11 protein-coding genes are annotated in these 13,215 nt (G+C 66.5%); 5 read left to right on the plus strand and 6 right to left on the minus strand.

Features of this window, described 5'->3' with window-relative positions:
- Window positions 1-39: 39 nt before the first annotated feature.
- The gene (locus C8J44_RS02700; RefSeq protein ID WP_259466674.1) at window positions 40-732 is read right to left on the minus strand and encodes an energy transducer TonB; all 693 of its coding nucleotides are present in this window, start codon (window positions 730-732) and stop codon (window positions 40-42) included.
- A 540-nt stretch (window positions 733-1,272) separates the two neighbouring features.
- Here C8J44_RS02700 and glp point away from each other — a divergent pair.
- Window positions 1,273-2,454: a gephyrin-like molybdotransferase Glp gene (glp, locus tag C8J44_RS02705; RefSeq protein WP_121903258.1), complete on the plus strand. Its 1,182-nt coding sequence runs from the start codon at window positions 1,273-1,275 to the stop codon at window positions 2,452-2,454.
- A gap of 68 nt (window positions 2,455-2,522) precedes the next feature.
- Complete coding sequence (lexA, locus tag C8J44_RS02710; protein WP_121903259.1) at window positions 2,523-3,197, plus strand: transcriptional repressor LexA; 675 nt, start codon at window positions 2,523-2,525, stop codon at window positions 3,195-3,197.
- A 732-nt stretch (window positions 3,198-3,929) separates the two neighbouring features.
- On the opposite strand, the gene C8J44_RS02715 is transcribed toward lexA, so the two are convergent.
- A complete protein-coding gene (locus tag C8J44_RS02715) occupies window positions 3,930-6,107 on the minus strand; it encodes a ComEC/Rec2 family competence protein (protein ID WP_183128719.1) in 2,178 nt (725 codons plus the stop codon).
- Window positions 6,108-6,197: 90 nt separating this feature from the next.
- On the opposite strand from C8J44_RS02715, the gene gltX reads away from it, so the two are divergent.
- Genes gltX through C8J44_RS02730 form a run of 3 tightly spaced genes read left to right on the plus strand, consistent with a single transcriptional unit; the run spans window position 6,198 to window position 9,140 of the window.
- A complete protein-coding gene (gene gltX / locus C8J44_RS02720) occupies window positions 6,198-7,628 on the plus strand; it encodes a glutamate--tRNA ligase (protein WP_404969174.1) in 1,431 nt (476 codons plus the stop codon).
- A gap of 25 nt (window positions 7,629-7,653) precedes the next feature.
- The gene (locus tag C8J44_RS02725; protein ID WP_060524737.1) at window positions 7,654-8,937 is read left to right on the plus strand and encodes a citrate synthase; all 1,284 of its coding nucleotides are present in this window, start codon (window positions 7,654-7,656) and stop codon (window positions 8,935-8,937) included.
- Entirely contained in the window at window positions 8,937-9,140 is a 204-nt protein-coding gene (locus C8J44_RS02730; protein ID WP_121903261.1) for a hypothetical protein, read from the plus strand. Before C8J44_RS02725 ends, C8J44_RS02730 begins: the two co-directional genes overlap by 1 nt.
- Here the strand turns inward: C8J44_RS02730 and C8J44_RS02735 are convergent.
- The 4 genes from C8J44_RS02735 to C8J44_RS02750 form a co-directional block, all read right to left on the minus strand.
- A complete protein-coding gene (locus tag C8J44_RS02735; RefSeq protein ID WP_404969175.1) occupies window positions 9,114-10,490 on the minus strand; it encodes a sensor histidine kinase KdpD in 1,377 nt (458 codons plus the stop codon). The two genes, C8J44_RS02730 and C8J44_RS02735, sit on opposite strands and share 27 nt — an antisense overlap.
- On the minus strand, window positions 10,487-11,587 hold the full coding sequence (locus tag C8J44_RS02740; RefSeq protein WP_121903262.1) for a DUF2336 domain-containing protein: 1,101 nt from the start codon (window positions 11,585-11,587) through the stop codon (window positions 10,487-10,489). Before C8J44_RS02740 ends, C8J44_RS02735 begins: the two co-directional genes overlap by 4 nt.
- 35 nt (window positions 11,588-11,622) lie before the next feature.
- A complete protein-coding gene (locus C8J44_RS02745) occupies window positions 11,623-12,804 on the minus strand; it encodes a hypothetical protein (protein WP_121903263.1) in 1,182 nt (393 codons plus the stop codon).
- Window positions 12,805-12,910: 106 nt separating this feature from the next.
- Window positions 12,911-13,204 (minus strand): Hpt domain-containing protein, encoded by a 294-nt coding sequence (locus C8J44_RS02750; RefSeq protein WP_056048567.1) that lies wholly within the window; start codon window positions 13,202-13,204, stop codon window positions 12,911-12,913.
- Window positions 13,205-13,215 lie beyond the last annotated feature (11 nt).

Below are 13,215 nucleotides of genomic sequence, written 5' to 3' on the forward strand. Positions count from 1 at the left end.
ACGGTGAGGGCAAGCCAAGCAGAACGCGCTCAGCTGAACTCAATCCCCACCCATAGCCCATTCATGATCCTCCACGATCGTAGACTCGACCGGCCGCCCCGCCGCATCGAGCGAGGGATCATACCGAAACCGCTCCTCGATCAACCGACACGTAAGCGTATCAAGCTCCCGGCTTCCGCTCGACCGAGTCACCCGGCACCGCGAAACCCGCCCATCGGTCTGCACCAGATAACGCACCGAAACCCGCCCCCGGATACCCGTCTCCGCCGCCTCGCGCGGATAATCGGAGTCCTTCAACCGCCCCTTGCGCCACCGCGGCGGCGTCTCCTCGCCACCCCCACCGTCGCCATCGCCATACCCACCACTTCCGGTGCCATTACCAATCCCCCCACTCCCGGTCCCCGGTCCGCGAACATCCGAAGCGCCAGCCGTCGCCTGCGCCCCCACCCCAGCCTTCTCCGCAACGACGACAGGCGGCGGCACCACAACCGGCACCACCGGCTTCGGCGCGACCACTTCGGTAGCCTTCGATTTCAGATTAGGCGGCGACGCAGCCCCCTCCGGCTTGCGGCTAGGCGAAGGCCGAGGCCTCACCTTCTCCTCGGGAGGCGGTGGCGGAGGCGGTGCCGCATCGAACACCTTCAACGCATCGCTCACCGCCGCCGGCATCGTCACCACAAGCCCGTTGAGCAGCGCATAGCCCAGCACTCCCGGCAACAGGACGGCACTCACCGCCGCCCCGATCCTGTCTCTCGCCCGAGGCTGATTACGTGTCATCATGCTGATCTGGTGTCTCTTTCCTCCAAACAAAGCCCCGCAAAGGATGAACCAGTGCTGGCCAACCGTCGAGGAACGCTATCGAGGACCCATTCGCACTCGGCAGTCATCGCCCGAGAAGCCGACGAGCAAATCAAAACACCACCCCGGCGAAGGCCGGGGCCCAGTTGGGAAGGCCAAGGTAATAACGAACGCCATCGGCCAAACCCGTGTTTCCCCGTGAAGGCGGGGACCCAGTCTGGGCTCCCGCCTTCGCGAGAGAACAAGGAGGTGGGAGCGACGTTCGATATTACGCAGGCTAGTCAGTCACAAAGCCGTCGCACCTCGTCCAACAACGCCTGTCCTACACACCAAACCCATGCCAAACACGGAACCTACCCCCACGCCCCGCGCTTCCCCATACAACACGCCAAAAGCGCCAACCGCCAAAACGCTCCCAGCGTCTACACTTCCTATACTTCACTTTTCAGAACCGCCCAAAAACAGAGCCTTAGCATGACCCTAGTCCCCGTCGCCGAAGCCCAGTCCCGCCTCTTCGCCATGGCCCCCCGCGTCGACCACGAGACCGTGGCCTTGCGCGAAGCCGCCGGCCGCTGGGCCGCCGAGGACATACTCGCCCGCCGCACGCAGCCCGCCGCCGACCTCTCGGCCATGGACGGCTACGCGATCCGCTACGCCGACCTCCCGGGCCCCTGGACCGTCATCGGCGAAAGCGCCGCCGGCCGCCCCTTCGCAGGCCACGTCGCCCCCGGCGAGGCCACCCGCATTTTCACCGGCGCGGCCATGCCCGACGGCGCCGACACCGTCATGGTCCAGGAAGAAGCCGAGCGTGACGGCGAAACCCTGATCCTAGCCGGCGAAGGCCCGCCGACACTCGGCCGCAACACCCGCCGCAAGGGTCTCGACTTCTCGACCGGCACCTGCCTGATCGCCACCGGCGACCGCCTCAGCCCAGCCCGCATCGCCGTCGCCGCAACCGGCGGCCACGGCAGCCTCACCGTCAACCGTCGCGTCCGCGTCGCCGTCGCCGCCACTGGCGACGAACTCGTCCCCCCCGGCTCGACCACCGACGGCGTCGCGCTCCCCGAATCGAACGGCATCATGCTCGCCGCAATGCTCGCCGACATGCCGGTAGACATCGTTGACCTGGGCATCCTGCCCGACAATCTCGAAATCCTCCGCGAAGCCTTCGCCAGCGTGCAGGCAGACCTGCTCGTCACCACCGGCGGCGCGTCGGTCGGCGATCACGACCTCGTCCGCCCGGCGATCGAAGCCGCCGGCGGCACCATCGATTTCTGGCGGATCGCGCTGCGCCCCGGCAAGCCGATGATGGCCGGCCGGATCGGCGAGATGATGGTGCTCGGCCTACCCGGCAACCCGGTCTCTGCGTTCGTCACTGCAACGCTGTTCGTGAAGCCCGTCGTCGCGCACATGGCCGGCGCTCGCGACCCGCTCCCCCAATCGACGCACGCCTTGCTCGGCGAAGACCTCCCCGCCAACAACGCCCGCACCGACTACCTCCGCGCCGAACTGCGCGACGGAAAAGCCTATGCCTCGACGATCCAGGACAGCTCGATGCTGCTCACGCTCGCCCGCTCGACCTGCCTGATCGTCCGCCCCGGCAACGCCCCCGTCGCAAAGACAGGCGAATCGGCTGAAATCCTCGTGATCGCGTGAAGCGAGCGCTTGACGGCGTTAATTATGTTCCATAGAAGTTCCCAGTCTGTTCCGGACGGAGAACCGCCATGCTCACGCGCAAGCAGCACGAACTCGTCTGCTTCATCAACGATCGCCTCAACGATACCGGCGTCTCGCCGTCGTTCGAGGAGATGAAGGACGCCCTCGACCTCAAGTCGAAGTCGGGCGTCCACCGTCTGATCAGCGCGCTCGAGGAGCGCAACTTCATCCGTCGCCTACCGAACCGCGCGCGCGCGCTCGAAGTGCTGCGCATGCCCGAACGCCCGGAAAAGAAGACCCCGTCCAAGCCGTCGAACGTCAAGGCCGCCCCCGCCGCCGCGACCCCGCAACCGGCCAACGACGTCATCGAGATCCCCCTCCACGGCCGCATCGCCGCCGGCGTCCCGATCGAAGCGTTCGAAGGCAGCACGATGCTAGCCGTCCCGGCTACGCTGCTGGGCACCGGCGAACACTATGCCTTGGAAGTCTCGGGTGACTCGATGGTCGAAGCCGGCATTCTCGACGGCGACTACGCCCTGATCCGCCGCACCGAAACGGCGCGAGACGGTGAGATCGTCGTAGCGCTGATCGAAGACAGCGAAGCCACCCTAAAATACTTCCGCCGCGAAGGCGCCATGGTCCGCCTCGACCCGGCAAACCGAGCCTACGACCCCCAACGCTACGCCCCCGCCCAAGTCCGCGTCCAAGGCAAGCTCTCCGGCATCCTCCGCCGCTACGACTGAGCCGCAGATGACAGCCGATGTGGTCGTCCGGCCCGTCGCCCTCGTTCTCCGGTCGCACCGGTGAGGCGGGATGTGGATCGGTACGACGAATTATTCGTGTTGTCGGCGACGGGCAACGGTTGTGTTCGGCGGAGACAGTAGCGTTCAGGATGGCGCAGGTGTTTCGGCACAGGCTCTACAGAAGGCTGTGGGCAGCATGGACGGCTCTTCTCAATGCGGCATGGCGTTCGGAAGACGATCTCGCATTCCATGACAAAACGCAGTCCTAGACAAAAAATAGATAATCTCTGCGCCTCCGCGCCTCTGCGCTAACATCTTTTTGACGCCCCTTGGCGCAGCAGAAGATTGGTTCGCGCGGAGGCGCAGAGGTGTTCCGCTCCGAGAAGAACCTCGCTGTTCCAAACACCTTCGAAATGAGAACCAGACAACTGCCCGCCAGATCTACTCTACCCTCAAAAACTTCTCCGCGGCTCCGCGTCTCCGCGTCTCCGCGTCTCCGCGTGAACATTCATCCGACTACAATCGCCGGCGGCTACGGAAAATTATATTCACGCGAAGGCGCAAAGAAATTATATTCACGCGAAGGCGCAAAGGCGCAAAGCTTGTGTGCCTGGACCAGACTACCGTCCTCTCCGGGCACAGAGGAAGCCTAAATGACGCTCTCGTTGATTGAATGGCCGCGGTTTACCGGATTGTCCGGCCTTTACGCCTTTGCGTGATCAATTTTACGCGTCAGCGTATCCCATTTGCTCGGAACGCCGCTGCTGAGCCCCGAAACCCGCCCCGCTGCAGATTGAATGGAGTACGTTCGAGGATCGGCGGATCGCGCCAGGGGTGGCGGTCGCCCGCATTCAGTATCGTCACGACCGTCCCCGTCCCCAAGGTCAGCGCGACGCCGCCCGTCCTCCGAAGAACGCGGCGATCCAGTTTCAGCCAACGCGGTACGCACCGCTTCGGCAGCCCACGTTCGCTAACGACGACGTCGGCACTCCGACAGGCGGCGATCAGCTCGGCTATCGGCACCATGTAGGCGCTGCGAGTCGCAAGGATGCGCCACATCCGCCCCCGTGCGGTGATATCGGTGACACACAGATCACGACTGCACCGCGCGTCGGGTTGGTCCGCCAGCAACAACGGCTCGCCGTCCACCCCGCCGTTCTCGGCCAGCATGTCGCGCGTATAGTCGCCGGCCCGATCACGCAGCATAGCAAGCCCCGCTGCCGTCCGTACCGCGGCATGGCGCCCGTCACCGGTCACGAGAACGTCCGGCGCCGGCGTCGTCAGCGCCCAGACCGCGCCGATCGCCAGTGGTACGAGCCCGAGCCGCCGCCACCGTGTCCGCCACAAGGCTATCCAGATGCCACCAACGATCATCGACGCGAACGCCGCCGTCGGCATCGCGGGCAAGGACCGCACCGAACCTGGTGCGCTGGCGACAAAATGTGCAAGCCACAGCAGAGCATCGAGCGAGCGCTGCACCAGCCACCATATCGGCGCCCCGAGCCCGCCCGCATCGAGCAGCAACGCCAAAGCCTCCAGCGGCATCACCACGAAGGTCGTCAGGGGGATGGCGATGATGTTGGCGAACGCGCCGTAGAGCCCGGCTTTGTGGAAATGATAGACGGCGATCGGCATCAGTGCGAACTCGACGAGCAGGCCGGTGAGCAACAGCGATGCTATGCCGCGAGCGAGGCGGCGCGGTCTGCCTTCCTCATGCGGGCCGAAGAACGCGCGAATGGCTGGATGCTCGTGCAGCGCCATGATCGCGGTGATTGCCGCGAACGAGAGTTGGAAGCTCGGCCCCGCCGCCGATTCGGGCAGCACGAACATGACGCACGCCGCGCCCGCCGCGACGAGGCGTAAGGTCATCGCCTCGCGCCCCATCGCCAGCGCCGCCAGCACGAGCAGCGCCGCGACGCACGACCGGATCGTCGGAACCTGGCTGCCGGTAAGCAATGTATAACCGATCGCCGCCGCCGCCCCCGCCAGCGCGGCGATCAACGGCAGGCGCGCATGCAGCGCCAGCCACGGACTGAGCGCCAGCAGACGCAACACGATCAACATCGTCGCCGCCACCGCCGCAGTGATATGCAATCCGCTCACCGACAACAGATGCGCGAGTCCAGCGCGGCGCATCGCCTCCGAATCCTCCTCGCTGATCGCGCCGACGTCGCCGGTTGCGAGCGCTGCAGCGATACCGCCTGCGCTGCCGTCCAGTCGCGACACAATATGGTGCGACAGCGCGACGCGGATGCCGGCACCCGACTCGCTCGGCGTCGTCACGACCACCCGTGCGAAGCCCCGCCCCGTCGCGCCGATCGCGCCGAACCATGCGACGCGGGCGAAGTCGTAGGCGCCTGGCACCGCGGGCAGCGGCGGTGGCATCAGCCGCGCCCGCAGATGCACGACCGCCCCCGTTCCCAGCAGCTTGGGCGCATCCGCTTCCGCCAGATTAACGCGGACGCGGTATGGCAGCGCAACCGGTTGCCCGTCGGTCTCCGCGCCTTTCCCGATCGGCAGGAGCGTCAGCCGGACCAGCTTCCGCGCCACCAGCGGCTCGATCGCCTCGACCCTCGCGGAGAAGCTAGCGATCGTCGGTCCACCCAGCACTGGTCGCGCCACCGACTCCGATCGCGCCCAGATCAGCCCAAGCCCTAACGCCGTCGTCAGTAGCCCGATCGCCAGCGACCGCGCCGCACGTCCGCCCCGCCCCACCGCCAGACACGCCAGCCCGCCAGCCACCAACAGCAGTATCGCCACGCGCCACGCCACCGGGTCCGGCAGCGCGAACCACAACGCGATCCCGCCGCCCAGCATCACCGGCAGCCACAACACCAGCTGGTCGCGCTCCGCCTCCAGCCAGCGCTCCACGGCAAGCCCGACGACAGCCCCCCATCGCGGCACGCCCATTTGTCGCCGCCAAGGACGCATGCTAGGGGCGGCGACGGCTGTCATGGCCATCGTTTCTCCATCGTTCTTACAGTCTGGGAGCACCCGCGGTTGGGCGCAATATCTGATACGGGCACCGCCGCTTCGGCCGCACCCGTGGTTACCCGTTTCGCTCCGTCGCCGACGGGGTTCCTGCATCTTGGCGGCGCGCGCACCGCGCTGTTCAACTGGCTGTTTGCGAAAGCTAATGGCGGCAAATTCCTGCTGCGGATCGAGGATACCGACCGGGTCCGCTCGACCCAGCCGGCGATCGACGCGATCATCGACGGAATGCGCTGGCTCGGGCTCGACTGGGACGGCGACGTCGTCATGCAGTTCGCGGGTGCCGAGCGTCATGCGCAGGTCGCACACGAAATGGTAGCAAATGGGCATGCCTATCGCTGCTACATGACCAACGACGAGATCGCCGCGATGCGCGCCGAGGCACAGGCCGCGAAGAAGCCGCTCCGCATCCGCAGCCCTTGGCGCGACCGCCCCGAGAGCGAGGCACCGAACCTTCCCCATGTCGTCCGCCTGCGCGCGCCGCAGGAAGGCGCCGTCACGATCGAGGACCGCGTCCAAGGCGCCGTCACGGTCAAGAACGAAGAGATCGACGACCTCGTCCTGCTGCGCTCGGACGGTACGCCGACCTACATGCTCGCGGTTGTCGTCGACGATCACGACATGGGCGTGACGCACGTCATCCGCGGCGACGATCACCTCAACAACGCGTTCCGCCAACTGCCGATCTATCGCGCGATGGGTTGGCCCGAGCCGATCTATGCGCACATCCCGCTGATCCACGGCCCCGACGGCGCCAAGCTGTCGAAGCGTCACGGCGCAGTCGGCATCGAAGCGTACCGCGACGAGATGGGTATCCTTCCCGAGGCGTTCGACAATTACCTGCTCCGGCTCGGCTGGGGTCACGGCGACGACGAGATCATCAGCCGTGAGCAGGCGGTCGAGTGGTTCGACTTGTCGGGGGTCGGCAAGTCTCCCTCGCGCTTCGACCTGAAGAAGCTCGAGAACCTCAATGGCCATTATATCCGCGAAGCCGACGACGCGCGCCTTGCGCAGCTCGCCGCCGATCGCCTCGGCCACGACCTGCCGACCGGCGGACTCGATCTTCTGACTCGCGCGATGCCCGTCCTGAAGCCACGTGCCGCAAACCTGAACGAGCTCGCCGAAGGGTCGAATTTCCTGTTCAGCCAGCGCCCGTTGGCGATGGACGACGCCGCAGCGAGCCTTTTGCAGGGTGAAGCGAGTGCGATTTTGGTCAATGCCCATGCCGAACTTGACGCGCTCGCCACGTGGGATACGGAGGCGCTCGAAGGCGCGGTACGGCGCGTGGCCGAAGCGCGGGGCGTCAAGCTCGGCCAGGTCGCACAGCCGCTTCGCGCCGCGCTGACGGGACGCAAGACGTCGCCGGGGATCTTTGATGTGCTCGATCTGCTCGGGCGCGACGAGAGCCTGGGACGGATCGCCGACCGAATGGCTAGCTGATAAGATTTCGAGGAAGGATACAAGCATGAGCGAGACCGCAACCCTCAAGGTCGACGGCAAGGATTTCGAGTATCCGGTGATGTCCGGTACGGTCGGACCCGATGTCATCGATATCCGCAAGCTGTACGCGCAGACGGACAATTTCACCTATGATCCGGGCTTCACCTCGACGGCGTCGTGCCAGTCGAAGCTGACCTATATCGATGGTGACGCGGGCACGCTGCTGCACCGCGGCTACACGATCGGCGAGCTGGCCGAGCAGTCGAACTTCATGGAAGTCGCCTATCTACTTCTCAACGGCGAACTGCCGAGCGAAGACGAGCTGGCGAACTTCTCGACCACGATCACGCGCCACACGATGGTGCACGAGCAGCTCGCGCAGTTCTTCCGTGGCTTCCGCCGCGACGCGCATCCGATGGCGATCCTGTGCGGCGTCGTCGGCGCGCTCTCGGCGTTCTATCACGATTCGACCGACATCCACGATCCGGCCCAGCGCGTCATCGCGTCGCACCGCCTGATCGCCAAGATGCCGACGATCGCCGCGATGGCGTACAAGTACAGCGTCGGCCAGCCGTTCGTCTATCCGGACAACACGCTGAGCTACACCGGCAATTTCCTGAAGATGACGTTCGGCGTGCCGGCCGAGAAGTACGTCGTGAACCCGATCGTCGAAAAGGCGATGGACCGCATCTTCATCCTCCACGCCGATCACGAGCAGAACGCGTCGACCTCGACTGTCCGTCTCGCCGGGTCGTCGGGTGCCAACCCGTTCGCGTGCATCGCGGCCGGCATTGCCTGCCTGTGGGGCCCCGCGCATGGCGGCGCGAACGAAGCCGCGCTCAACATGCTGCATGAGATCGGCACGGTCGACCGGATCCCCGAGTATATCGCTCGCGCCAAGGACAAGAACGATCCCTTCCGCCTGATGGGCTTCGGTCACCGCGTCTACAAGAACTACGATCCGCGCGCGGCCGTGATGCAGACGACCGTCAAGGAAGTGCTCGGCGAGCTGGGCGTCACCGACCCCGTGTTCGACGTCGCGATCGAGCTCGAGCGTCTGGCGCTCAGCGATCCGTACTTCATCGAGAAGAAGCTCTTCCCGAACGTCGACTTCTACTCGGGCGTGATCCTGTCGGCGATCGGCTTCCCAACGTCGATGTTCACGGTGCTCTTCGCGCTCGCCCGCACCGTCGGCTGGGTCGCGCAGTGGAACGAGATGATCACCGATCCCGACCAGAAGATCGGCCGTCCGCGCCAGCTCTACAGCGGTCCGACCGCGCGTGACTACGTCCCAATGGCGTCACGCTGATGAAGACGCTCCGGCCGATCCTGATGGTCATCGGCGTTCTCAGCGCGCTGATGGGTCTGCTCTGGATCGGCCAGGGGCTCGGATACGTCCACTGGCCGCAGTCGAGCTTCATGCTCGACCAGCGGCCTTGGGCGGATCGCGGCGCATTCCTCGCCGCGTTCGGCCTCGCACTGATTTTAGTGGCGCGCAGGATCCGCCGGTAAGGTCAAGACGAACCGCGCACCTTCGCCGGGCGCGCTCTCGACCGTGAGATCCCCCTGCATCGCCCGCGCCAAGCGCCGTGCGATATACAGGCCGAGCCCATTGCCGCCGGCCTCGGACGTGTCGACCCGCTCGAACTTCTCGAAAATCCGGACCTGATCCTCGGGCGCGACGCCCTTGCCCTGATCCGCCACGGTCAGCACCGCATGCGTCGCGCCGCGTGTCACCGTCACCGACACGTCCGATCCGCGCGGCGAATACCGCAGCGCGTTCCCGACGAGATTGACCAGTATCTGCAGCACGCGGCGGAAGTCGCCGATCGCCGGCACGCGTACGTCGGTCGCAGGCCGCGCGATCGAGACGCCGAGATTGGCCGCGCGCACGGTCAGAAGCCCGGCTGCACGACGCGCGACGTCCGCGAGGTCGATCGGTTCGGGCGCGATCGTGAAGTCGGGCCGCTCGACCGCCTGGAGATCGACCAGATCGTCGACCAGCGACAGAAGGTGCCGCCCGGCGGTCGCGATGTCGGCGGCATAGTCGGCGTAGTCGCCCTGGACCGGGCCGTCGGACTGCGCATTGATGCTGTCGGCATTCGCCACGATCCGCGCCAGCGGCACGCGCAACGCCTTGTCGAGCCCGGTCGTGAAGGTAGCGGACAGAACCGTGGGCTCGGCGGGCGCTGGCGTATCCTCGACGACCACGCGGGCCGCGCCGACGAAGCCCGCGAAATCACCCGACACGTCGTAGCGGACATTGGCCGTCAGCATTACCGCTCGCCCCGAACTCCGCAGTCGCGCCGGCTGTGCCGTCATCGGACGCCGCCGGGCGAGCGAATCGAGGATCGGCAATCCGCCGTCCGATCCGGAATCGAGCGCGAACATCGCCGTCAGCGGCTGCCCGAGCAATGCGAACGGATCGAAGCCATGCTTGGGCCCGGCGTCCAGCGTGACGAACGTCAGTCGCAGCGCGGCATCGGTTTCCCATCGCCAGTCGCTATCGCTGTCGAGGAAGCCCTGCACCTCGGGCGAAGGCCGCGTCGGGCGCCACGCTGCGATCTCGCGCCAGCCGCTGACCGTCAGCCGGACATTCTCGCCGTCGGGCTGCGCGCGGACCCAGAGGTCGACATCCGCCTCGTCGTCGGCGACGACCACACTGCGCGAGACGACGATCCCGAGCCGCCGCGCGAGACGCGCGATCGTCGCGAGTTGCGGAACCGCCAGCGGCGCACCGCGCATGCCGCCAGCGCGCTGGTTCAGTGCGACCAAGGCCGGATCCGCAAACACCAGCGTGCCATCGGCGGCGACGATCGCATGCGCGATGGGGTTCTCGGTGGTAGGATCGAACATCGTCATCGACGGTCCGTACGCGCAAGTGCTCGCAAGGCCAGGCGAAAATCGCGGTTCAGCGCCAACGGCGCGACCGCGGCCTGGGCTTCCGTCACGTCGATCGAAGCAATTTCGTCGAGCGCGTCGGCGAACGCCTCGATATCCCGCCGCGGATCCGCTTCGGACAAAGCGAGGCCGATCCTGGCGATCGTCTGTCGATCCATGTCGATCGCCCGCAACGCCAGCCACAGCCGATCGCCATCCGGTTCGAGCGTAATCGCCCTTGCCTGATCGAAGGCGATGCCGAGAGCATGCGCGAGTACCGCGACGAACAGCGACAGCCGACGATCGCCGATCGATTCGACCAGAACGGCGGCCAGCTCGTTCGGTCGCGCATCCATCGCGCCCGCCAGCCGCATCGCGACCGCATCCGCCCGCTCGCCTTCGTCGTGCGCGGCCAGGCTGCGCTCGGCGGCGTCGGTGATCGCCCGGTCGCCCTCCCGCGTCGTCACGCGCTGCTCGTCGCGGATCGTTGCGGCGACCCACCAGACGAGCCGATGATGGAGTTCGGCGGGCAATTCGCTGCCACTGGCCAGGCCCTGTTCGTTCGATACGCGCCGTCGACTTTCCGCCGCCAGCAATGCCGACGCGGCGGACGCGACGACGCGATCGGGTACGCCTGCCAGCCGCACCACCAGGCTCGCCTCGTCCGGATCGGCGATGTCGACGGGGAGCGACGCGGCGATCAGGTCATGCCGGACCCGCGCGATCAGCTCTTCCATCAGGTCTTCGTCGCGTAACAGACCGGCACGGGTCAACCGGGCAACGACGCCAGCGCCTTTCGGCCGCAGGACCGCCTCGCCAACCTTTACCAGACCTTGCCCGGCCAACAGCCGCGCCGCGTGACGACGGATGTCGGCTTCGATCGCTTCGACGATACCGCCCAGGACCCGGGCAAGCATCAGCCGGGTGCGATCGTCGAGCCGAGCGTCCGCATCGAGGAAGAAGTCGGCGATCGTTCCCGCCAGCCGCGTTTCGGCACGTAGGCGCGCGCTTTCCGCACGGGCGACGGGCGCATGAGGCGACGGCATCGCGTCTTGGACAGGATCTTGGCCGACAGACATGATCCGGTAGGTAGTCCCCTGTCGTTAATGTCGGCCTAAGGATCGCGACGAAGTCGTTCGATCGCATCCGCCAGGGTCGCAGTCGCATATACTGCAGCAAAACCAAGCCCAAATACGGGAAACCCGAGCAGCGCGAACGCGCCGACGATCAGCAGATAGGCCGCCGGGCTCCCCCACCAGAGCCGACGATCGCGTTCGAGGATAGCGCGCTCGGCAAGGCTGCCGATCGCGATCAGCGCAGTGCCGATCGCCAGCGCCGTATTTTCACCGGCACGTCCCGCGACTATGAACGCGAAGACCAGGGTCGACGCCGCAGCGATGCCGCCGATCGCCAGCGTCTGCCACCGCGCCAGTGGGGCCTCGTCGCGAAGATCGCTCAGGACCGAGCCGAGCGCCAGCGCGACGCAGGCGACCAGCGCGATCACCAGACCCGTCGAGGCAAGACCGAACCCGATCGTCACCAGGCCAGCGACGCCCAGCGCCAGCCCCGCCCCGCCGACGCTTGCGCCCGCCGCGCCACGATCGACCAGCAATGGCAGGGCAAGCCGCGCGATCGGCGCCAGCACGAACCGATCGAACCAGCCGCGCCGCCCCGATACGATCGTCATCAGCACCGCGCGTCCGCGCTCTTCCAACGTGCGAGCCTGGCGTTCTATGCCGTGTCCGCCGCGCACCGCATCGGTCGGCAACAGCACCTGGGTCGCGCGCGACTGAATCGCGAACCGCAACAACGACGATTGCAGGTCGTAATCCTGCGGCAGTCCGGCAACTTCGGCGATCCGGCTCGCACTGAGCCGCGCGACGCCCGCCCACGCCATCTGGCCGCCGACCCGCTCGAACCCCGGCCCAGCATCGGCCTCCGGCACGACGAGCAGGCAATCGCCCTCTTCGGCGGCCATCGCCTTGACGATCGCATCGGTCGTGACGAGTCCGTCGCCAAGCATCAGCACGCGCGCCAGCGGATGAAGCTTTTCGACCGCCTCGGCGGCAGATCGCACCGTATCCACGCTGACGCCGCGCCGTCCGATCCGATTGATCGCCCCCAGCAATTCGGGCGTCATCCGCGCGACGACGACGATCACCTGCGCCACGCCGGCGGCGATCAACAACCGCGCCTGATACTCGATAAGGGTAACGCCGCTGAACGGAAGCGTGGCCGCCAGGCGATCGGGGCGATCGTCCGCGTCGTGAATTGCAAATAATAGGCCGGCAAGCATCGTCGGCTGTTAGGCGGTCGATGGCGTCCTGCAAAGCCCGGGTTCGGGTGGAACGCCCCTCGATACGGCCCAATCCGCTTGAAAACGCGGATCGAACGGTGGCAGATCAAAGACTCGCGACGGCCCGGCGGAGTTTCTTCAGACCTTCGGCATCGCGTGGATCGCCGTCCGCGACCACGGTCGCGATCGTCATCAACCGGATCGCGCCAAAGCTCGCGGCCAGTCCCTTCAACCGCCACGCCGCGGCGCGCCAGTCGTCGACGTCGGTCGCCAGCGTCATCGCCGTCAGTGCCCGTTCGGCGCTTTCGATGAACGCGATTCGCAACTCGGCGATCAGGATGGGTTCGTCACCCACCGCGGCCGCCAGCGTGGCATCGATTGCTCCGGGGTCATACGCCATGTCGCCCTGCT

The organism is Sphingomonas sp. PP-CE-3A-406 (assembly GCF_003688625.1).
Classification (GTDB): Bacteria; Pseudomonadota; Alphaproteobacteria; order Sphingomonadales; family Sphingomonadaceae; genus Sphingomonas.